General features: G+C 61.7%; 16 protein-coding genes and 3 pseudogenes. 12 read left to right on the top strand and 7 right to left on the bottom strand.

Annotated elements, in window-relative coordinates; all coding sequences use genetic code 11:
- Positions 1–24 precede the first annotated feature (24 nt).
- Positions 25–696 (top strand): LysR family transcriptional regulator substrate-binding protein, encoded by a 672-nt coding sequence (locus tag IVA82_RS03950; RefSeq protein ID WP_256469612.1) that lies wholly within the window; start codon positions 25–27, stop codon positions 694–696.
- Positions 697–1,131: 435 nt separating this feature from the next.
- Here IVA82_RS03950 and IVA82_RS03955 read toward each other — a convergent pair whose 3' ends face one another.
- On the bottom strand, positions 1,132–1,368 hold the full coding sequence (locus IVA82_RS03955; RefSeq protein WP_247384802.1) for a hypothetical protein: 237 nt from the start codon (positions 1,366–1,368) through the stop codon (positions 1,132–1,134).
- Between the two features lie 4 nt (positions 1,369–1,372).
- On the opposite strand from IVA82_RS03955, the gene IVA82_RS03960 reads away from it, so the two are divergent.
- The 4 genes from IVA82_RS03960 to IVA82_RS03975 all read left to right on the top strand — a co-directional run bounded on the left by IVA82_RS03960 (position 1,373) and on the right by IVA82_RS03975 (position 5,739).
- Entirely contained in the window at positions 1,373–2,101 is a 729-nt protein-coding gene (locus IVA82_RS03960) for a response regulator transcription factor (protein ID WP_247384845.1), read from the top strand.
- Positions 2,101–3,414: an ATP-binding protein gene (locus IVA82_RS03965; RefSeq protein ID WP_247384803.1), complete on the top strand. Its 1,314-nt coding sequence runs from the start codon at positions 2,101–2,103 to the stop codon at positions 3,412–3,414. The genes IVA82_RS03960 and IVA82_RS03965 overlap by 1 nt, the downstream gene beginning before the upstream one ends.
- A gap of 86 nt (positions 3,415–3,500) precedes the next feature.
- The gene (locus IVA82_RS03970) at positions 3,501–4,199 is read left to right on the top strand and encodes a carbonic anhydrase (protein WP_247384804.1); all 699 of its coding nucleotides are present in this window, start codon (positions 3,501–3,503) and stop codon (positions 4,197–4,199) included.
- 10 nt (positions 4,200–4,209) lie between these two features.
- A complete protein-coding gene (locus IVA82_RS03975) occupies positions 4,210–5,739 on the top strand; it encodes a SulP family inorganic anion transporter (protein ID WP_247384805.1) in 1,530 nt (509 codons plus the stop codon).
- Between the two features lie 73 nt (positions 5,740–5,812).
- Here the strand turns inward: IVA82_RS03975 and IVA82_RS03980 are convergent.
- Positions 5,813–5,989 (bottom strand): annotated as a pseudogene (locus IVA82_RS03980) (N-acetyltransferase); the annotation flags it as partial.
- A gap of 256 nt (positions 5,990–6,245) precedes the next feature.
- Here IVA82_RS03980 and IVA82_RS03985 point away from each other — a divergent pair.
- The 5 genes and pseudogenes from IVA82_RS03985 to IVA82_RS04005 form a co-directional block, all read left to right on the top strand.
- Positions 6,246–6,773 carry a hypothetical protein gene (locus IVA82_RS03985; RefSeq protein WP_247384806.1) on the top strand — a complete coding sequence of 176 codons (528 nt, stop codon included), beginning with the start codon at positions 6,246–6,248 and terminating at the stop codon, positions 6,771–6,773.
- Between the two features lie 39 nt (positions 6,774–6,812).
- Positions 6,813–7,631 (top strand): hypothetical protein, encoded by an 819-nt coding sequence (locus IVA82_RS03990; RefSeq protein ID WP_247384807.1) that lies wholly within the window; start codon positions 6,813–6,815, stop codon positions 7,629–7,631.
- On the top strand, positions 7,582–8,208 hold the full coding sequence (locus IVA82_RS03995; RefSeq protein WP_247384808.1) for a GGDEF domain-containing protein: 627 nt from the start codon (positions 7,582–7,584) through the stop codon (positions 8,206–8,208). The genes IVA82_RS03990 and IVA82_RS03995 overlap by 50 nt, the downstream gene beginning before the upstream one ends.
- Before the next feature lie 30 nt (positions 8,209–8,238).
- Entirely contained in the window at positions 8,239–8,799 is a 561-nt protein-coding gene (locus IVA82_RS04000) for an EAL domain-containing protein (RefSeq protein ID WP_247384809.1), read from the top strand.
- 919 nt (positions 8,800–9,718) lie between these two features.
- Positions 9,719–9,823 (top strand): annotated as a pseudogene (locus tag IVA82_RS04005) (SOS response-associated peptidase); the annotation flags it as partial.
- Between the two features lie 105 nt (positions 9,824–9,928).
- Here the strand turns inward: IVA82_RS04005 and IVA82_RS04010 are convergent.
- Entirely contained in the window at positions 9,929–10,222 is a 294-nt protein-coding gene (locus IVA82_RS04010) for a hypothetical protein (RefSeq protein ID WP_247384810.1), read from the bottom strand.
- Positions 10,223–10,488: 266 nt separating this feature from the next.
- Here IVA82_RS04010 and IVA82_RS04015 point away from each other — a divergent pair.
- Both IVA82_RS04015 and IVA82_RS04020 read left to right on the top strand, forming a co-directional pair.
- Positions 10,489–10,725: pseudogene (locus IVA82_RS04015) on the top strand (SOS response-associated peptidase); the annotation flags it as partial.
- 349 nt (positions 10,726–11,074) lie between these two features.
- Positions 11,075–12,184, top strand: coding sequence for a cytochrome c peroxidase (locus tag IVA82_RS04020; protein ID WP_247384812.1), 1,110 nt, complete (start codon positions 11,075–11,077; stop codon positions 12,182–12,184).
- Between the two features lie 337 nt (positions 12,185–12,521).
- Here IVA82_RS04020 and IVA82_RS04025 read toward each other — a convergent pair whose 3' ends face one another.
- From IVA82_RS04025 to IVA82_RS04040, 4 genes are all read right to left on the bottom strand, one after another.
- Positions 12,522–13,844 (bottom strand): energy-coupling factor transporter transmembrane component T, encoded by a 1,323-nt coding sequence (locus IVA82_RS04025; protein WP_247493165.1) that lies wholly within the window; start codon positions 13,842–13,844, stop codon positions 12,522–12,524.
- 150 nt (positions 13,845–13,994) lie between these two features.
- On the bottom strand, positions 13,995–17,117 hold the full coding sequence (locus IVA82_RS04030) for an efflux RND transporter permease subunit (protein ID WP_247384815.1): 3,123 nt from the start codon (positions 17,115–17,117) through the stop codon (positions 13,995–13,997).
- Between the two features lie 30 nt (positions 17,118–17,147).
- The gene (locus tag IVA82_RS04035) at positions 17,148–20,246 is read right to left on the bottom strand and encodes an efflux RND transporter permease subunit (protein ID WP_247384816.1); all 3,099 of its coding nucleotides are present in this window, start codon (positions 20,244–20,246) and stop codon (positions 17,148–17,150) included.
- The gene (locus tag IVA82_RS04040; RefSeq protein ID WP_247384817.1) at positions 20,243–21,511 is read right to left on the bottom strand and encodes an efflux RND transporter periplasmic adaptor subunit; all 1,269 of its coding nucleotides are present in this window, start codon (positions 21,509–21,511) and stop codon (positions 20,243–20,245) included. Before IVA82_RS04040 ends, IVA82_RS04035 begins: the two co-directional genes overlap by 4 nt.
- Between the last annotated feature and the right edge of the window lie 247 nt (positions 21,512–21,758).

Consider the following 21,758-nt stretch of genomic DNA (forward strand, 5'->3'; position numbering starts at 1 on the left):
GCTTCTCCTCACATCCGCTGACGACTGCCTGCAAGGCAGGGGCCAGCCCAACGGCTCACCCGGCGCTATCCGCGCATCGTATTCCATCTCGTGACCGGATACATGGAGCCGCTGCATCGCGAACTGATCGATCGCAATGTCGATCTCTTGATCGTACGGAGCACTGGTCCTATTGCTGACGAGCGGTTGAATTTCGAGTTTCTTTTTGAGGATTCCTATGTCATCGTCGCCGGCGCGCAAAATCAATGGATCCGGCAACGCAGGATCAAAATTGCCGAACTGAAGAATGAATTGTGGGTGCTGCCGCCGCGGGAAAGCGTGATTGGGTCGATCGTAAAGGACGCCTTTCGCGCCAGCGGGCTCGATTATCCTCGCGTCACCGTAGTCACCGATTCCCTTCATATGCGGATTAGTCTCCTGGCGACAGGCCGCTTTATGACGGTTTTTCCAGCCTCAGCATTGAAGTTTCTAGCCAGGCGCTCGGAACTCAAAGTGTTGCCCGTTGAACTGCCGACGGCCCGCCGGCCAAACGGAATTGTCACGCTGAAGAACCGCGCACTCAGCCCCGTCGCACGACTTTTCATAGACTTGGCACGCGACGTCGCCAAACCGCTGGCAAAGCGAAAAATGATAGACGTCATGACGGATCTTGGCCCATCAAGCGAAGTGGAGCCCACCTTATCGAGGCCCGCTTAGTGGGGCGGAACGGGCTAGATTCGCTTACTCTTAGTTGTTTCCATGAGGTCAGGCGCGCCATCCTCCCACCAGCGCGTCCGCACGCCGTCCCCATCCGGCACTACGCCAGATCTAGGCGCTGACGACGCCTTGATGGCAAAGCCTATCGCGGCGGCGACCCACGCTTGATGCAGAAAGCTGGCCTCGAAGCCGATATCGCCCGGCTCGAACGGCTGCGGGCTGCGCACATCTTGGTCCAATCCATCATTGCAGTCGTGCGGTGGCCGCCTTGCCTCACTTCTGCGACGAAAACTGACCGATTTCCTTTCTCGGCGGAGCAGGAAGCAGCGAGCAGAGGGACGCCGGTTTCTGTCCCATTCGAGCCAGCTCGCGCGCTGCTTCTCATCGCCAGCTCAGGGCCGACGCTGCAAGCGTTCCGATGGCTCGCCGCGCCAATCAATCTTTCTTGAGATCAGCTCGGCTGTCGAAGGTGATCGCTACAGGCGTCACGGAGTTAACGCTGCGTTTCAGATCAGGCGAGACGTTCTGATTTGGAGCTGTGGAATGTTCATCCAAAGACACAAAAATAACGACATTCCACTGCTGACAGACCGCACGCGTCGCAATCGCTCTTGGAGAGGAACCGCCATCGAGGGCCAATAGAAACTCACGGAACAAAATTGGACCCTTCATGACAATGGATTCCGACCTGCTCCCGGAGCAGGTCTTGATCGTGGAAGATGATCAGGGCATGCGAACCCTAATGCTGCGCACACTTCGCGAGAACGGCTACCGCGTGATGGGCGTGCGGGACGGCCGCGAGATGTGGGCCGCTCTCGACGGCAATCCCGTCGATGTCGTGCTGCTCGACATCCTGTTGCCGGGCGCCAACGGGCTGGACCTGTGCCGCGCGCTGCGCGCCAAGAGCAAGGTGCCGATCATCATCGTGAGCGCGCGCGGCCAGGAGATGGATCGGGTCATCGGCCTGGAGATCGGCGCCGATGACTATATTGCCAAGCCGTTCGGACAGAAAGAGCTGCTCGCACGCGTGCGCGCGCTGCTGCGGCGGAGCGCCGGCCTTGCACCTTTTCCGGGCCATTCCAAGGCCGACGTGATCCGCTTCGACGGCTGGCAGCTCGACCTGCGCCGCCGGGAACTCCTCGAACCGGCCGGCGCGGTCGTCGATCTGTCGGCCGCTGAGTATGACCTCCTCGTCAGCTTTCTGGAAAATCCCCAGCGGGTCCTTGGGCGGCAGCGGCTGCTGGAATCCTCCCGCGCACGCGTGAGCGGAATCAATGACCGCAGCATCGATGTCCTGATCAGCCGGCTCCGCCGCAAGCTTCAGACGAATGGATCGTTGCCGCCGCTGATCCGCACGATCAGAGGCGTAGGCTACATGTTTTGCGCCGAGATGGAACGGCGTTGATGCACATCCGGTTTCGGCCGCTTGGGCTGATCGGGCGCCTCACGCTGGTGCTGATTGCGGCGGTCGTGATCGACACGATTGGCAGCGAATATCTTCACCTGCGCAACGAAGCCTATCGTGACAGCAGCCTACAATTGGACCGTACCGCGGAAAGGCTGGTCCTCGGCCATCGCGTGCTCTCCGCAACCGAACCCGACCGCCGTCCCGCCATCGCTCGCGCGCTATCGACGGAAGATCTCGACCTCGCCTGGTCGGCGGATCGCTCCACGATCGCAAATGGTGGACAAGCCGCCATCTCGCTCCTGCGCAGCCATCTCGTTGAACACCGGCCGGAACTGGAAGGGTTCGGCTTGATTCTGGCGAATGAGGAGGACGACCGCAATCGTCCCACAGGGGGCAACTTGCGCCTCACCGATGGCTCCTATCTTCACTTCCGCGCCGCCAACCTCGCCCGGGGGTCGCCCCAACTGGTCGACAATTTGTTCACGGCACTGGTTCTGTCGGCCGGCGTGCTGTCCGCTGCTGCTATCGGCATGCGCGCGCTCGGGACACCGCTTCGCGATCTCGCGCGGGCGGCCAACGGCCTGGGGCAAGGTCGTCCTGTTGCTGTCGACATTGAGGGGCCACGCGAGGTGCGGCAGCTTGCGGAAGCGTTCAATGCCATGCAGGATCGTATCCTGTGCATGATCACCGACCGAACCCATGCACTTGCCGCCGTTTCGCACGACCTGCGCACGCCCATTGCGCGATTGCGGCTAAGGACGGAGTTACTGGCCGACGAGGAACTGCGATCAGCGACCGCGACCGATCTTGCCGACATGGAGAGGATGATCGATTCGGTGCTCGCCTATCTCAAGGGCGACTCCGACCCCGAGAAACCGAGACCGGTCGATCTCGTCGCGCTGCTGCGTACCCTCCTCGACGAGGCCGCCGATGCCGGCTGGAGCACCGAATATGACGGGCCCCAGCAGCTGAGAATCGCGGCGCGGCCGCTTTCGCTCAAGCGAGCTCTCTCGAACCTGATCGAGAACGCCTTGCTCTATTGCGGCTCGGTACGCGTATGCGTGAGCATCGATCGCGCGGAGGTGAGGATCTCGATCGAAGATGAAGGGCCGGGCATCCCCGAAACCGATCTCGAACGCGCGTTCGAGCCATTCTGGCGGCTGGAACAGTCGCGCGGCCGCAATACGGGCGGCACGGGGCTCGGTCTTGCCATCGCGCGCCAGGCCATCGAGCGCGAGGGCGGGCATATCACGCTGACGAACCGGCCCGGAGGAGGACTGAAGGTCCTGGTCGTGCTGCTGCAGCGCTGACACACTTTGTTACACTCCATTCACGCATGTAAAACATTGCGGTCTCATCTGGCTCCTCGTTCAGCCTCACCTGACAGGAGCAGTAGATGAACGACGTCTTTCGCGGCGTGATGCGCTTTCGTTGTGAAGTCTTTCCGGATAAGCAGGCGCTCTACCGCAAGCTCGCACGGGATGGCCAGAAGCCCAGAGCCCTGATGATCTCCTGTGCCGACTCCCGGGTCGTGCCGGAACTGATCACCCAGAGCGAACCCGGCGAGTTGTTCGTGTGCCGAAACGCCGGCAACATCGTGCCGCCGTTCGCACAGGCGAATGGCGGCGTGTCCTCCGCCATCGAATATGCCGTCATAGCGCTTGGCGTCCGCGACATCGTCGTATGCGGCCACTCCGATTGCGGGGCGATGAAGGGCCTGCTGCGCCCCGAGGCTCTCGCCGAGATGCCCAATGTCAGCGCCTGGCTGCGCCACAGCCACGCCGCCCAATGCGTCGTCCGCGAAACCTACCCGAACGGACTTGCCGACGATCAGGTCGCGCGTGCCCTCGCGCTCGAGAACGTGGTGGCGCAGCTCAATCATCTGCGCACCCACCCTTCCGTCGCCGCGAAAATGGCCGCGGGCAAACTATGTCTGCACGGCTGGTTCTTCGAGCTCGAGACCGGCGAAATCCTCGCCTACAACGGCGTGCAAGCGAAGTTTGCTCCGATCGGCGACGAGATCGGTCCGTCAACGGCGCAACAGCCCCCGCGTCACCTCGCCGACATCGCGCCGCCGGCCGTAGCGGCGGAATGAGGCAGACATCATGAAGCGTATTGTTTCCTCGTCCCTGGGTGCCGACCTGTCGGCGTCCATCGTCGTCTTCCTCGTCGCACTGCCCTTGTGCATGGGCATTGCCATTGCCTCGGGCGTCCCGGCGGAAAAGGGGCTCGTCACCGGCGTCATCGGCGGCATCGTTGTCGGGCTTCTCGGCGGCTCGCCGCTGCAAGTGAGCGGTCCGGCCGCAGGGCTCGCCGTGATCGTTTTCGAGATCGTGCGGACCCAGGGACTCACAATGCTAGGCCCGATCCTGATCGCTGCCGGCCTGCTGCAGGTCGCCGCAGGCCTGTTGAAGCTCGGCCAGTGGTTTCGGGCGATCTCGCCCGCGGTCGTTCACGGCATGCTCGCGGGCATCGGCGTGTTGATCGTGCTGGCGCAGCTGCAGGTGGTCTTCGGCAACGAGCCTCAGCCCAGCGCAATCGTCAACTTCATTGCCATTCCGGCTGCATTCGCGGATGTGGCGAGCCTTAAGAGTGTGAGCGGCGCATCCGCGCTGCTGATCGGCGCGACGACGATCGTCTTCATGCTGGGCTGGGAGAAATTGCGGCCGGCGCGATTGCGGCCTGTGCCCGGCGCGCTTCTGGGCGTAGTCGCCGCCACGCTTTTAGCCGCACTCCTCGACCTGGACGTGAAGCGGATCGACCTTCCCGAATCGGCCATGTCCGTGCTGGCGCCGCCTGGCGTCAATGATCTGGCGAAGCTCGCGGAGCCCGGTATCATCGTCGCGGTACTGACCATCGCCGTGATAGCGAGCGCGGAGTCGCTGCTGTCGGCGGCCGCGGTCGATCGGATGCATCAGGGCGCGCGGACCAACTACGATCGCGAACTGTGGGCACAGGGCGTCGGCAATACATTGTGCGGCCTCGCCGGCGCATTGCCAATGACGGGTGTGATCGTGCGCAGTTCGGCGAACGTCCAGGCCGGTGCGGCCTCGCGCCTGTCAGCCGTGCTGCACGGCGTCTGGTTGCTTGCGCTGATCTTTGCAGCGCCGTGGCTGCTCCGTCAGGTCCCGACCGCCTCGCTCGCCGGCATTCTGGTGGTGACCGGCTGGCGTCTGGTGGGCTTGCGCCACGCGCGGGAGCTGTTCATGCGATACGGCACCCTGCCGGTGGCGATCTGGGCAGCGACCTTTGTGACGATCGTCGCGACCGATCTCCTGAAGGGCGTTCTGGTTGGGCTTGCGGTTGCTGCACTCGAACTCGTGCCGTTCATCCGACGGCCCTACCTCATCATCCGTCGACATGCCGCGGGGCCAGGCGAAGTGACTGTGCGGTTGGCAGGCGCCGCCACCTTCCTGCATCTGCCGAGGCTGTCCGAGGCGCTCGACCAGTTGCCGAACACTGCGAAGCTGCGGCTCGAGGCCGGCCGGCTCGCCTATCTCGACCATACCTGCGCCGAGTTGATTTCCGAATGGGCGAGGCGTCGCAGATCCTCAGGGGCACAGATCGAGCTCGATGAACGCGGGCGGGCGAGCCATCCTCGCGCCCTGGCTGCTGCAGTCGAGACCGCTGCCTGAACTATGTGGTTGCCTTCGTTTCGTGTCGCGCAGACGGTGTCAGAGTCCCGACTGCAGCTGTGGGGCGCGCTAAGCCGTGCTGATCCCAATGGGCCATGTTGACGGCGAGAGAAGCCTCCGTCCTCTCGGCCGAGCGCGCGCCGCCGATATAGCGCGACACCTCGGGATCGAGGTGGAGCGCGACGAGGTCCGCGAGGTGATCCTCATGCAATCTCTCGGCGCTTAACCGGCTCGTCTTGAAAGTCTCTATGGCCAAAAACCCGCTGCTTGAAGCAGCCGTCGGTGCGTTATGGGTTTTGTGTTCGATTTTGTACAATCGCCCATGCGGGCTGCGACCGACTGAGGTTAATGGCCGCCTAACGTCGTTGCATCGTGCTGCGCGACCCGGGACCGACTCCTCTGCGCCGAGGATTGCAGATGCGGTGGCTGGTGCTTGCAATTGCGACTTTGATTCTCTCTCCGGGTTCAGCGCGACTTGCCTCGCGGCGGAACTTGGCGGTCAGGCTATGCTCAAGGCGCTCAAGGCCGGCGGATATGTTATCTATCTCCGGCACGATCAGACCGACACTTCACGCAGTGACACCGACCCGATCGATTTGAATGATTGTGCAAAGCAGCGCCCGCTCTCGGATGCCGGCCGTGCACACGCGCGCACGATCGGGCTCGCATTCAAGGCGGCAGGAATCCTAGTCGACCAGGTTTTCGCCAGCCCGATTTGCCGCGCCGCCGAAACGGGTTCGCTCGCCTTTCCGGGCATCGAGCAGACGACCCCACGCGCACTGGTCTATACATTGGCCCTGCCGAAGGAAGATTTAGGCGAGGTCGCCAACGAGCTCAGAAGGATGCTCGCAACGCCGCCGCCGCTCGGCAGCAATACCGTTCTCGTCGGCCACACCACGAATCTGAAGGAAGCGGCCGGCCTCTGGCCAAAATATGAGGGCGGCGCGCTGATCTTTCAGCCCGATGGACATGGCGCGTTTGCGCTCGCCGGCTCGATCGATCCGGCGGAGTTCGAGCCTGCTGCCCTTGAGTGACGTTGACGAACTCCGATATCGCACTCACGCGGTGCGATCGTGAGTATTGGATTCAGCACCCTCCGCGCACGGCTGATCGGCAGCTCGGCTTTGGCCGTGACCGTTCTGCTCGCAGTGTGTACCGAGTTTCTGCGCGCGTTCTCGCATCAGGAATTGGTTATCCAGGAGATCAAGCAGGAGCAGATCACGCGGCTTGAGAAGGTCGGCCGCCTGATGCTCTCTCTCTCGGAGAACCAGGTGCAGCTCTCGGACCTGTTAGCAGGGGCGATCGAGCGCAGGTTCGACGAAGAGGCGGTGTTCGAGCGCGGCCGGTTCGCAATCGATACGGCACGGGCCATTGTCAAGCAATATGGCGAGCTGCAGGCTTCGTTCCAGAACGACGAGCAGGCGCTCCCGGTCTATGCCGCAGCGGCCCGCGAGCTCGCGCTGTACCGGGCATCGCTGTTCTCCGTTGTGGATCTATGCACGGTGAACGTCCGGCTTGCGCCGGTCGAAATGCTGAAGGCCGGCAGCAGCTACGTGCGGATTACTAACCATATGAACAGTGTCGTCAACCTGACAAACGCGCGGGTCGCTTCAGAGTTGGACCGGATGCAGGCCGAATCGAAGCGCGCAAGCCAGTACCTACTGCTCAGCGGTGGCGCGTCCTTGATTGCCTTGATGTTCGGCTCCGCCCTTTTCTATCGCGATATGCGCCGGGCCGAGATCGCACGCGACCGCGGCAAGGAGCAAATTCAGCACCTGGCTCATCACGAATACTCTCACGGGCCTGCCCAATCGCGCGCTGTTCGCGATCGAACTCGAGCGGGTGCTGGCTCGCGTCAGCCGTGGCGAGAAGGTCGCGCTACTCTATCTTGATCTCGACCATTTCAAGCGCGTCAACGACACGCTCGGCCATTCGACCGGCGACGAACTCTTGCGCCAGGCCGCGGACCGCCTGCGCCATTGCGTCCGGGACACCGATGTGATCGCGCGGCTCGGCGGCGACGAGTTCGCGGTGTTGCAGAGCCTTCTGCACCGTCCCTCCGACGCGGCCGAGCTTGCCGCGCGCCTGGGCGCGGCTCTCAAGCCGCCATTCCTGTTAAGCGGCCATCAGATGGCCGTCGCGGTGAGCATCGGCATCGCGATTGCGCCCGAGGACGCGGCCGACCAAGAGCAACTCGTCAGGAACGCAGACCTTGCGCTGTACGCGGCGAAGGCGAGTGGACGCGGCTCGTATCACTTCTACGAGGACGCGCTCGATGCTCGCGTTAAGGCCCGCCACCAGATCGAGGCCGACCTGAGGATCGCCCTCGCAGAGCAGCAGTTCGAGCTCTACTACCAGCCGATTGGTCGACCTGGAGAGCGGGGAGGTGACATGCTGCGAAGCGCTGCTGCGCTGGCATCATCCCACCCGCGGAATCGTGTCACCGGCCGAGTTCATCCCGGTTGCTGAGGAATGTGGCCTGATCGGAGCACTCGGACAGTGGCCGCTGCGGCTGGCCTGCATGGCCGCTGCCAGCTGGCCGCACGGCATCGCCGTCGCCGTCAACCTTTCCTCTGCGCAGGTCAGGCTCTGGTTTTGCAGGTCGCGGCGGCGCTGGCAGCTTCGGGGCTTGCGCCCGACCGGCTCGAACTGGAGGTGACCGAATCCGTTCTCATGCAGGATACGTCCGACACGATTGCGACCCTGCATCAGCTGCGCGAGTTCGGCGTCCGCCTCGCCATGGACGATTTCGGGACCGGCTATTCGAGCCTGAGCTACTTGCGCACCTTCCCGTTCGACAAGATCAAAATCGACAAGTCTTTCATCGACCACATCTTCGAAAAGGAAGACTGCGTCACGATTGTGCAAGCCGTCACGATGATGGCGCAGCGGCTTGGCATGACGACCGTCGCGGAAGGTGTGGAGACGGATGATCAGTGGCGCAAGGTGACCGAGCTTGGTTGCACCGAGATGCAGGGCTATCTGATCAGCCGGCCCCAGCCAGCCCATGAGTTGATGCGGCTTCTTCTGGAGCGTACCTGGGCAATGAGCGCGGCGTAGGGCCCGCCTTGCATCGGCAAGGCTGGCGAGTTTTTTGGTAAGTCTGGACCATGGCATCATGCCGGTGTTTTGCCCGACGTAGCCCGGATTGCGCTGTGAGGCTGGGCAGGAATTCGGTTTGCCCTTTGTACCGGTCTTTATTGGAAGACCGGGTGAATTTTGGCTCGGAGCTGCGGCATGAGGGTTCGTGGCGTGCTGACGGTGGCTTTGAGGAGTGTCGGCAGCAACAGCACCCAGTGCGGCGCGTTCGGTGAGATAGGACGTGAGGCCGTGGAGTGGAAGTCCATGCCCGTCGGCTATCACAGTCGAACTGGGACCATCATCGGGAGTGGTCAGCCAGTACATAGACCACAAGGTCAGATCGTAACGCCGGCTGGACCGGTATACGTCCAACGCGCGCCTTGGACATCGAACTTGAGGTTGGTTCGATGCGCGCTCGATCCAATCGCAGGCTGGCTCGGGCCGCCACGAAGGCGCCAAGGCGGAAAAGGCCGTGCCGTTCGTGACTGCGGGCGATTGGGTCGGAAGAAATCGCAATGAGCTCACGCATAGAACCATGATGACGCTCATGATTCTTCTCGCGTTCGCCTGTCTGGGTGCCCTGCTGGTTGTATGGGATGCGGGGCATCGAAGCAACGTGCCGTGGTCTCGCAAAGATGACACTTGATCACAGGATCCTGGCCTCGTCGAAGACGTTGTCGCCACTTCTTCAACGCGGCCCGTGCTTTCATCGCCGGCTGTCGCCATTGAGATTTGGTCAAGCTACGGGACGCGACGAATAAAACCCGCGACTCAGGGCGAGTGTGATTCACAAATGTGACCGCGGAAATCGAAAGCGACGCTATCTGATCTTGCTGCTTCCGTTCCAATGGGCGCGGGGCAACGTGGCGGGCCGTTGAGGCGTTAACGGGTCGCGAGGATCATCATCGCGCTGTTCCGGGTGGTCAATCGCTGCGTCGGCAACCCGCAGCCCGTGCCCAGGGTCTTTGCCGACGACCCAGCTCATCTGATCCGCAATGGTGCGTACAGCACGGACACGGGCGCCGTGTCGGCGGTGGCGTGTGGCCGCTCAAGGTCTGCGGGCCGCGAAGCTTGTGGCCGCGCAATACAAGCGACTTAGAAAACACGCTCAGGATTTACCGTGCTTCTGGCCGCCCTTGTGCTCACCCTTCTTGGCGCCCTTGTGGCCGCCACGACCAGGACCGGTTCCAGACTTGTCGCCCTTGGCAAGGATCAAATTGCCCTCCAGGAAGTCTCCGTTGCCGCTTGCGGCGACGTGGCCGGGAGCGATTTGAAGTTTTTGGATGGCGGTCCCAGCAGCTCCTAATTCAGGGTCTCCGACCTGCTCTCGGCCGGCCGTCAACGCCATCACTGCCGTCGGTGCGAAAAAAATGACTGATAAAGCCAGAATCGTTCTTCGCATGACACTCCTCCAGATGGGAAACTCATGGAAACTCCGAATTGGCCCCTAAGTTCCCGACAGTTAAGGACACGATGTGATCGGCCCCATGGGGCAGTCCTGGTTTGAATGTTAGAGCACCGTAGCGGCACTCATGGGCGCACGCCGAGGCTGAACATGTCCTGAGCGGTGCCCTTGAGGGTATGCATGTAGGATCCGCTGGTGTGCAGCTGCATAGCGCATGCGTAATGACTTATTTTGCAACAAAATCAAGACGCTGAGAGCAGCCCGACATGATGCTGATGCGCTGGGGCATGCCACCGCCGCCACGCACCGTCCGCAACACCTCTTCGCCGCACTGGCGTGCGCGATTGGCTGAAGGCTGAGAACCGATGCCTCGTGCCGTTCAACAGCTTCGGCGAGTATGCACCCGAGCCGAACCCCGAGACCAAAAAAGGACGTAGTCTGGTTTGCGCTCAATGACGATCGACCCGCTTACGTCGTCTGCGGGCATTTGGACCGAGTTCATCTGCGCAAGCTCAAGCCAAATGACGGCGATGCACGTGTTGTACTATCACCTCGAGCTTGCAACGGTCGTTGGCGGCATCGCCGTGTGAACGGCGCGATCACGCGCCTCTGTGGCGGCGACGTTCAAGAAGATGCGAGCAAGCAGAAGTGGATCCCTACTGTCGCCGCGAGGCGTGCAAGGATCCGGATTTCGGAGCGCGTGCAAACTCGCAATTTTGGCCGGTCTGCATCGGCTCTCCGGGTTCGTCAGTTCAGGCTATCGGGACCTGCAGGCGCTGATGTCGACGCGCGTCGCTGGAACCTATTTTGGAACCGTGCATTTGTTGTCCAGGCGTGAGGGAGGGACGAATGAGCGCAAGTGCGCCATCCCGCTCTCGTTGGAGCGCGGCAGCGTTGATCGCAGCGGGTTCGGTAGCGAGCCTCTTCGCGTTGAGCTTGGCCGTGAACGGTGCGGCAGATGATTCCCGGTTGCTGGCCGACGCACAGCAGGCCTTTCAACCATTGCCGAAGGACATGGCGACGCCGGAGTTCCCGATTACACCCGAGCGCGTCGAATTGGGTGGTATGCTGTTCTTTGATTCCCGTGCTTCGGCAGATGGCACTGCGAGCTGCGCTCGCTGTCATGAGCCGTTTCTCTATGGAACCGATGGGCTCAACAAACCTCACGGCGCGAGAGACGCAATCAACCCGCGCAATGCGCCAACTGTGCTTAACGCCGCCCTGCAGTTTAATGCGCACTGGCGCGGCGACCGGAAAAACGTCGAAGACCAGGCAACGCAAGCGTTAATTGGTCCGACAAGCTTCGGCAATCCCGACTACGACTCCGCGATAAGAAATATAAAGGCGATTCCCAGCTATTTGGAATTGTTCGCCAAGGCGTTCCCGGGCGAGCAGGATCCTGTGACGCCGGAGAATTGGGGCAAGGCAATCGGCAGCTACGAGCGCACGCTGACTACTCCGTCTCGTTTCGATCAATATCTTTCGGGCAATGCCGAGGTTCTCTCTAGCCCCGAACGCCGCGGGTTGAGAACGTTCCTGGAGGCTGGCTGCGCAGCCTGTCACAACGGCCCAGGGGTCGGGGGCAGCATGTTCCAGAAGTTTGGGGTCGTCGAAGATTACTGGAAAGAAACCGGAAGCACCGAGATCGACAAGGGGCGCTTCGACGTTACCCACGATGACGCGGACATGTACGTGTTCAAGGTGCCCAGCCTGCGCAATGTGGCAATGACGCCGCCTTACTTCCACGACGGAGCGATCAACACTCTGCCGGAAGCTGTGCGAATTATGGCCAAGGTGCAGCTGGGAAAGGATTTTGCTCAGCAAGATATTGAGGACATCGTAGCTTTCTTGGAGAGCCTAACCGGCCAGTTACCGGACAACTTTCGCGAACTGCCTGTGCTGCCCCCCAGCGCCTTCGCAGCGGCAAGGACTCCATCGACCGGAGGCGGTAAGCACTGAGCCGCGCGCAATGCTTGGCTCGATCCTTCAGGTCGCCCGACGCGAGAATGAGTCATGGGACGCACCGTTTTGAGCATGCTGCTTTTGATCAGCTGCGTCCAAGGTGCAGCCTGTCAAGATCAGCGCGGCAAAGCCCCTGGCGATGCAGTTCGCGGCCAGGGTCCGGTTCGGAACGCTTGTGCCACTGAGATCGAGAAATTTTGCCGCGGCGAAGCGCGAGCTGGCCGCTGTCTGCAGGACCTGAACCCAAATGAGTTGTCAGAAGGATGCAAGGCCGCGTTAGCGAGGCGCGGGTCGCTGTAGCGCAACGCCAGAAGCGAGTTTGAAGACGGATTGCTCAGGTCTTCGGTCGATCGACGCCACTACGTTCGGGGTTCTGCATGCGCCTAATGCCACGTCCGTGGCGAGGTGATGTTCCGCTGCCGGCCGAAGCAGCGTCCCCCTTTTCCGGTTGATGCTGCTCGCTAGCTGGCCGTTGACCCAGTTCGTTGCTGGGCGGCTGTACAGCAGCTTCGCTGGAAGACCTCGAGCTCGACTCGGCAACGACACGCAGGACAATCACCGACACGAAACCGCTGAGCACCCCGGCGATCAGATTCGGCACCAGCTTGACGGCGGGAAAGAGGTAGATCTCTGCCCGCGCACCGAGCAGCAGCACGATGACAAATTCGGTCGCGGTGCGGGCGATGGCCGCGAAGAACCCAAGCACGCAATAGCCGAGAGCCCACGGCGGCCATCGCCGCACCAACGGCTCGCCAACGTCGATGACGAGCCCCGGTGCGACGTGCTTGAATATTTCCAGAACACCGAACCGGCCGTCACCTTGGAGGAAGCCGATCACGCCCATGATCGAACCCGCCGCGGTGGCGCCCCACCGGGACCGCGTCAGGCGCGCGGCGAGAACATACAGCGGAAACAATAGGAATGTTTTGTGCCCGGACGCGAACGGCAGACCCGGCAGGACCTTGAGCATCTTGAGTGACGCCATGCACAGCGCGATTCCGGTAATGACCGCGACATCATGAGCAAGGTGACCTCGAACCCGCGGGTCGGCATCGGCCGCGGCACGGCTTTCCGCAAGTGCGATATTCTGTCGGATGACGTCGGCAAACGCTCCAATGTCGCCTCGCAAAACCTGCCGCAAAAGAACAAAAACTCCGAACCTGGACGTGCGGCCGCGTGCGCGGCTGCCGCCACGCCCCGTTCCGTGCGTGCCTTCGAGGAGAGCAAGAGTCCGGTCGAGCGCATGCACGAACAGCGGCGGCAATCGGAATGCATGCAGGCCATCGACCAAGTCGCGGCCGGTCCCGGTCAAGCGCACGACAGCCGATGCCAGCAGGACAGTCACGATCTGGAGGCACATGAGCGCCGCCTTCTCAAGCCCGCTCACATTGATCGTTAGCGACCAGCCAACCCATGGAACGGGCCACTCCATTAGTACGTCGTTTGCGGAAGGGCTCTCGGGCGGCAGCAGGGCATACATGCCGATCAGAAAGACGAACAGCCACTTCAGCCGCAAGGCCATGCGTGTGACATCTCGCAGACCGACTCGGCAAGCCAAGAGAATGATGGCCTGAATGCCTGCAAGGCCGGGAATGACAAGCCAGCGCGCCGGCTCGGTCAGCGAGAGCGCCGGCACAGCGAACGCGATCATCGTCACCGCGAGGAGGTATGAGACCTTCAACACGGCGGTGGTGCGGGTCTCGTGCTGTATCTCGCTCACAGGACCACTCCTTTGCCAAGGCACCGATAGCAATGAACGATGCGCTGGATCACGCTTAGTCGGGACCGCTTCTATGTGCGTTACCCATTACCCGGCCGCGATATCTCCCGCTCCGCCCGCCTCGGTGCGGGTGCGCGAGGACGGGTGTTCAAAGCTACTCCTTTCGACATCGGACCGCAGACGGTCGAGTGCCAAATACACAACGGGAGTGGTGAACAACGTCAATACCTGGCTCACCAGCAGCCCGCCGATGATCGAGATACCGAGCGGCTGTCGAAGCTCAGAGCCGACGCCCAGCCCAACCGCCAGAGGCACCGCCCCAAGAATCGCCGCGATGGTGGTCATCAGGATGGGGCGAAATCTCAGACGACAGGCCTCGAAGATCGCCTGCTCGGGCGAACGGCCGTGCTCGCGCTCGGCGACGAGCGCAAAATCGATCAACATGATCGCGTTCTTCTTGACGATGCCAATGAGCAGAATGATTCCGATCATGCCAATCAGATCGAGCGGGCGCCCAATCGCCCAGAGCGCCAGGATGGCGCCGACCCCGGCTGACGGGAGGGTCGACAGGATCGTCACGGGATGGATTGTGCTCTCGTAAAGAACGCCGAGCACCACGTACACGGCGAAAAGCGCCACTGCGATCAGCATGGGCTGGGTGGCGAGCGACTCCGTGAACGCCCGTGCATTGCCTTGAAAACTCCCCCGAACATGGCTTGGCGCGCCGAGTTCGCGCATCTCGCGCTCGACGATCTCAGTACCCCGCTGGATTGGTAGACCGGGTCGCATCGAGAACGTCAGCGTCACGGCAGGAGCTTGTCCTTGATGGGCGACAGCACTCATTTGAATGGCGTGCTCGACCCGCACGACGTTCCCCAGTGGGACTTGCTTCCCCCCTGGCCCAGCGACGTACACTTTCGCCAACGAGGACGGGTCCTCCTGCAACTCTGGGGAGGCCTCAAGGACGACGTGATAGGTGTAATGGGGAGCATAGATTGAGGACACCAGACGCTGGCCGAAAGCATCATAAAGCGTCTGATCGATATCGTTCGGTGCCACCTGGAGCCGCCCGGCCGCGTCGCGGTCGATGACGAGCATCGCCTGCAAGGCGCCTAGCTCGAGATCGGTAGTTACGTCGCGAAGATCGGGAAAGTCCTTCAGACGCTCCACGAGCCGTCCTGCCCATGTCTCCAACTCACCCAGATCCGGACCTGTAATGCTGTATTGATATTGCGCTTTGGAGATGCGGCCGCCGACACGCACTTCCTGGACGGGCACCATGTAGAGGGCAACTCCCTGCACCTCGCGCGTCGCTCGGCGCAGCCGAGCAATGACACGGTCGGTGTCGAGGCCGCGCTCGGCAAGCGGCTTTAAGGCGATAAAGATGCGGGCCTGGTTCGAAGTGGCGCCTGATTGACCGGTGTAGCTCCCCACCCTCGCCACAGCCGCATCATTGAGAAGGATGCTCATAAGGGCCTGCACCCGCCGAGTCATGGCTTGGAACGAAACAGTCATCGGCGCTTCAGCGATGGCAACAATGGCGCCCGTGTCCTGCTGGGGGAAAAATCCCTTTGGAACCTCGATCCAGAGGACGACGGTGGCGAGGATGCTCGCTCCCATCATAGTCAGAGTGGCGCCGCGATGGCGAAGGACGACTACCAGTGCGGCTTCGTATCCGGCGAGCAGCTTCTGGAAAATGAACTCCAACGGGGGTTTCTCTCTGCCTCTGCGGGTATGGCCCAGATAGGCACCCATCACCGGGATCAATGTCAGGGACACGATCGCGGAGACCGCAATGGCCAGCGCTAACGTGACGGCAAACTCGCGGAACAGCCGCCCGATTATGCCCCCCATAAACAAGAGGGGGATCAAGGCGGCGATCAGGGACACGCTGATCGAAGCGACAGTGAAACCGATCTGGCGAGCGGCTTGCCAAGCTGCCTGGAACGGCGACTCGCGGCTTCCCATACGGCGGCTGATCGCTTCGAGCACCACGATGGCGTCATCGACAATGAAGCCAGTTGCAACCGTAAGTGCCATCAGAGACATGTTGTCGATGGTGTACCCGAACAGGTACATCACACCGAAGGTACCGGCAATCGACAGCGGGATGGTAATCGCTGCGGCCATGGTGGCCCAGAGCCGTCGCAAGAACAGGAATACCGTAGTGACGATAAGTCCAAGGCTGATCACGAGGCAAAGTTCAATCTCGTGCACGCTGGCACGGATGGTCTCCGTTCGATCGCTCATCACCGACAGGTCAACGGCCGGTGGAAGCCAGGCCCGCAGCGTGGGGAGGAGCTCGTGGATACGATCCACCGTCTCGATTACGTTGGCATTGACCTCCCTGAACACGAAGACAAGCACGGCGGGCTGATTATTGAACCACCCCGAGGTGCGGACGTTCTCGACACTATCGATGACCGATGCGACCGCATCGAGCCGGATCGGAGTGCCGTGCCGGGTGGTGACGATCACTGACCTGTATTCGTTGGCCCAGCGCATCTGGTCGTTGACGCGGATGACATAAGAGCCGTCCGTTGCATCCACGCGTCCCTTGGGCCCTGCTGCGTTGACGGCGTTCAAGGCGGCCCGCACATCCTCAAGACCGAGTCCCATCGATGCAAGCGCAGCTGGGTTGACCTGGACGCGCACCGCGGGCTTCTCGGAGCCGTTGACCGTGACCTGACCGACGCCCTCCATCTGAGAGAGCTGTTGCGCCAGGATCGTTTCCGCCGCCTCGTAGACTACGCCGGATGGAAGCGACGTGGATGTCAGCGCCAAGATCAGGACCGGCGCCGCTGACGGATTGTTCTTGCGCCAGGTTGGCGGGTGCGACATTCCCGCCGGAAGATCAGGTGCTGCCGCATTAATGGCTGCTTGCACGTCGCGAGCCGCTGCGTTGATCGGGCGGTTAAGCTCGAACTGGACGACGACGGTGGCGATGCCGAGAAGACTCGTGCTGGTGAGTTCGGTGATGCCGGCGATTTGTCCGATCCGCCGCTCCAGCGGCGCGGCGACGGCGGTGGCCATCGTTTGCGGTTCGGCGCCCGGAAGCTCCGCCGTTACCATGATGGTCGGATAATCCACCTGCGGTAGTGACGCCACAGGCAGGACGCGAAACGCCAGTGCACCGGCCATCAGAAGCGCCAGCATCAGCAGGCTGACACCGACAGGTCGCCGCAGGCACGTTTCAAGATAGCCCACCATGGCCTCCGATCGTTGTGACTCGCGGCTACCTCATTCCGCAGCCCCCAGCCTCATTCGCATACGATAGCGAAGCAGCGCTCGGACTCGGTCGAGCGCAACGTAGATCACCGGGGTCGTGTAGAGCGTCAGGAATTGGCTGAGCAGCAGCCCACCGATGATGGCAATGCCGAATGGGCGACGCAGCTCTGATCCTGGACCGGCGCCGAGCGCGAGAGGAATGGATCCAAGAAGGGCCGCCATCGTCGTCATCATGATTGGGCGGAAGCGCTTGAGCGAGGCCTCGAAGATCGCTTGTTCCGGGCGCAGCCCTCGCGTCCGCTCGGCGTCCAAAGCGAAATCGATCATGATGATCGCGTTCTTCTTAACAATCCCGATGAGGAGAACGATAGCGATCACCCCAATCAGCGACAGGTCGTTGCCTGTGATCATAATCGCGATCAAGGCGCCGATTCCCGCGGAAGGCAAAGTCGATAGAATCGTAATCGGGTGAATGGTGCTCTCATAGAGCACGCCGAGCACGATATAGACGGCGACCACGGCGGCGAGTATGAGCCAAATCTCGCTGACGAGGGAGGCCTGGAACTCGGCGGCCTCACCGGAGAACGATCCGATGACGGAATCGGGCATGCCAATCGCCTGCTCGGCTTCACGCAAGGTCTGCACCGCTCGTCCGAGTGAAACGCCCGGGGCCGGATCGAAGGAGAGCGTAACCGACGAAAAAAGGCCTTGATGTGTAATCGCAAGCGGGGCGTTACCGAGCCTTATCGTAGCGAAGCTTTCGAGTGGAACCTGCGCGCCTTGGCTGGATGGCACGTAAAGGCGTCCAACGTCAGCCGGGTCGAGCTGGAAGTCCGGCGCCACCTCTAATACGACGTGATATTGGTTCTGCTGCGTGTAGATGGTTGAGACTTGCCGTTGCCCGAAGGAATCGTAAAGCGTGTCGTCAATTGTCTGCGGAAGCACTCCAAGGCGACCGGCCTTGTCGCGATCGATAACCACGTCGGCCGCGAGGCCGCCCGTCTGTTGATCGCTCGCTACGTTGTGGAGTAGCGGCGTCGAGCGCAGTTTTTCGAGCAACCGCTGTGCCCACTCGGCCAACTCCTCGGGGTTCGCGTCGACCATGATGTATTGGTACTGCGTCCGGCTGGTGCGCGTCCCGATCTGAATTTCTGGCGCGGGCTGGAGGTAGACCGAGAGGCCCTGCACTTCGGCCAAAGCGGAATCGAGCCGCCGCGCGATTTCGCTGGCCATGTCGGTCCGCTGATCGCGTCGTTTGAGCACAATGGTCATACGCCCAGTGTTCGGTGTCGAATTGACAAGTCCGACGCCCACGAATGAATCGACGCCGCCGACATCCGGATCACGGCCGGCGATCTCGGCAGCCTTCGCCTGCAGCCGCACCATCTTGTGAAACGAAATTCCGGGCTCCGCATCGGTCGTCGCAACGATCACGCCAGTGTCCTGGACGGGCAAAAAGCCCTTAGGGACCAGCACGTACAGCGCGACGGTTGCGACCAGTGTCGCTAATGCGACCGCGAGAGTGGCCGCTTTTTGTCGCATGACCCATGCGAGACTCCGTTCGTAGAGTGTCAGACTCGTTGCGAACGCTCGCTCAGAGGCGCGCAGGAACGCGTTGCTGCGCTGCTCCTGCTCTTTCCGCAAGAGGTGCCCGCACATCATTGGGGTGAGCGTCAGCGATATGATAGCCGACACAATGATGGTGACGGACAGTGTCAGCGAGAACTCCCGGAATAGTCGCCCGACGATTCCCTGCATAAACAGCAGCGGGATGAACACCGCAATAATCGAGACCGTGAGCGAGATGATAGTGAACCCAATCTGACGGGCGCCCTCGTAGGCGGCTGCCAGCGGTGCCTCTCCAGCCTCGATGTGGCGCACGATGTTCTCGATCATGACGATGGCGTCGTCCACGAGGAAACCGGTCGCGACGGTGAGCGCCATGAGGGAGAGGTTGTCGAGACTGAATCCCGCCAAATACATAACGCCAAACGTACCGATGATCGAAAGCGGGATCACGACGCTCGGGATGAGCGTCGCCCAAAAACGGCGAAGGAACAGGAAGATCGCGAGCACGACCAGCCCAACGGTGAGCATCAGGGTGAACTCGACATCGGCTATGCTGGCCCGGATGGTCTCCGTGCGATCGCTCAGGATCGTCAGCCGGATCCCTGGCGGCAGGGCCGCACGCAGCCGCGGCAGAAGCTCGTGCATCCGGTTAACCGTCTGGATGATGTTGCTCCCAGGCTGGCGCTGGATGTCGAGGACGACGGCTGGTCGACCGTTGAACCACGCACCGACTTTCGCATTCTCCGCTCCTTGGACCGCAGTACCGACGTCGGCCACGCGGACCGGAGCTCCGTTTCGGTACGCAATGATCACATTTGCATAGGCCTCAGGTGCCAAAACTTGGTCATTAGCCCCGATCATGAATGCTTGGTGGGGACCGTCGAAGCTGCCCTTGGGCTGATCGACATTCGTGCGGCCTAGGGCCGTGCGGACCTGTTCGAGGCTTAGATCATATCCCGCGAGTTGGACTGGGTTGACCTGGATCCGCACCGCAGGTTTCTGCCCACCCTGGATCATCACCGCCCCGACGCCAGTTACTTCGCTCAGCTTCTGCGCCAGCACCGTATCGGCGATATCCTGGACTTTCGTGATTGGCTGCGTGTCGGACGTAAGGGCCAGGATGAGGATCGGCTGGTCCGCCGGATTCACCTTTTTGTACACTGGCGGGTATGGAAGGCCGCTTGGCAGCGAAGCCGCTGCTGCGTTGATGGCGGCCTGTACGTCCTGCCCAATCGAGTCAATGTCCCGGTCAAGGACGAATTGCATGGTGATCACGCTGATTCCAAACGAACTTGTCGACGTCATCAGCGACAGACCTGCGATCTGTCCCAACTGCTGCTCGAGCGGCGTCGTTACCAGCGATGCAGTTGTGTCCGGGCCCGCACCGGGAAGCTGGGTCGAGACTTGGACCGTAGGAAAGTCGATTTCGGGCAACGAGGAGACCGGAAGCAAGCGAAATCCAAGCGCCCCGGCAACAAGTATCGCGACACTTATCAATGAGGTCGCGACCGGACGGGCGATGAAGGGTGCTGATATGCTCATGGCGGCCGCCGATGCCGCCGATTCGGCGCTACTTCCGGTGGACGCATAGGGGACGTGATCTGTGGGGCGGAGGTGCCGCCTTCGGCGTCAGCCGTAGCCTCAGTCGGGTTCACACTCGCGCCCGGCCGCAGTTGCTCCTGGCTGGTGACAACGACTTTCTGACCGGGTTCGAGGCCGGATTCGACCAGCGCCACATTGCCATCGATTTGGCCGACGCGGATCGGCCGCATCTCGACCCGGTTCTCGGGATCGACCACGTAAGCAAACGTGCCGCTTGAATTACGCTGAACGGCCGCGCTGGGCACGACGGTGCCGTCCTTGACGGTATCGAGCCTTACACGAACGTTGACGAACTGCCCCGGCCAAAGCTTGCGCTCGGTGTTGGCAAACGTGGCCTTGAGTCTGATCGTGCCGGTCTGAGAATCGATGCGATTATCGAGAACCGCAAGGACACCCTCTTCCCACAATCTCTTCCCGTCTGCATCGAGCGCCGCCACCGCGACTTTCCCTTTGGCGAGCGCATGGTTCACCGTCTCGAGATGCTGCTGCGGCAGGGAAAAGGCGACGGAGATCGGTTCCAATTGCGTGATGATGACAATTCCACCCGACTCCCGCGCGCGAACAAAATTCCCCGCGTCAATGAGCCGTACTCCCGTGCGCCCGGAAATCGGCGCCCGGATGCTGGTGTATTCGAGTTCCAGGGCGGCTGCGTCGATGTTCGCCTGGTCCGTCCGCAGAGCCGCTTCCAGCTGCCGGACCAGCGCCCGCTGGGTGTCCACAGTCTGTTGCGTCGCAAACTGGCCAAGCTTCACAGCGCGATCAAGATCGAGCTTCGCGTTGGCCAGTTGTGCTTCGTCCTTCGCCTTTATGCCCTGGACCTGGCTGAGCCTGGCCTCATAGGGGCGCGGGTCGATCTGGGCCAGCGGATCGTCGGTCTTTACCTCTTGACCTTCCGTGAATTCAACTTTCTGAAGTAGACCGTCGACCCTCGCCCTTACAGTGACGGTGTTGAACGCTTCAACAGTTCCAATGCCCTCGACATTGACCGGGATGTCCTGACGGACCACTGGAGCCGTTACGACATCGACCGGCCCGCTGAGGCGGTGTCTGCCGCGGCCTCCACCCCCGCCGCCCCCGCCACGATAGGTGGTTGCTACATCCGCGTCGTCGCGAGCGCGGGTAGCCTCGGCCTGGTCATATGCGTACCAGAAGGCCGCGGCGGCCATGAACAAAAGAACGCCCCCGGCACGAACTGCATTCAACATGGGGGATCATCCACTTGCGCATAGTGTAAGCCTGTCTGAGAGGATTGGCAAAAAGATCGCGCCATGAGCCTGACGTGCCTTTCAAGCGTTATCCCCGGAGGCTCCATTTCCATCGAGGAGGTCTCTTATGCGTATGCTTGTCATCCTCGCCTCAGGCGTCTTCTTCGCCTCGCTTGCCCTCAGCGATAGCAAAGCTGCCATCGGCCCAGCTCGGCTGGCGCAGCCGCAGGGGTTTCTCACCCAAGCG

It is taken from the genome of Bradyrhizobium sp. 142 (genome assembly GCF_023074015.1).
In the GTDB taxonomy this organism is placed as follows: Bacteria; Pseudomonadota; Alphaproteobacteria; order Rhizobiales; family Xanthobacteraceae; genus Bradyrhizobium.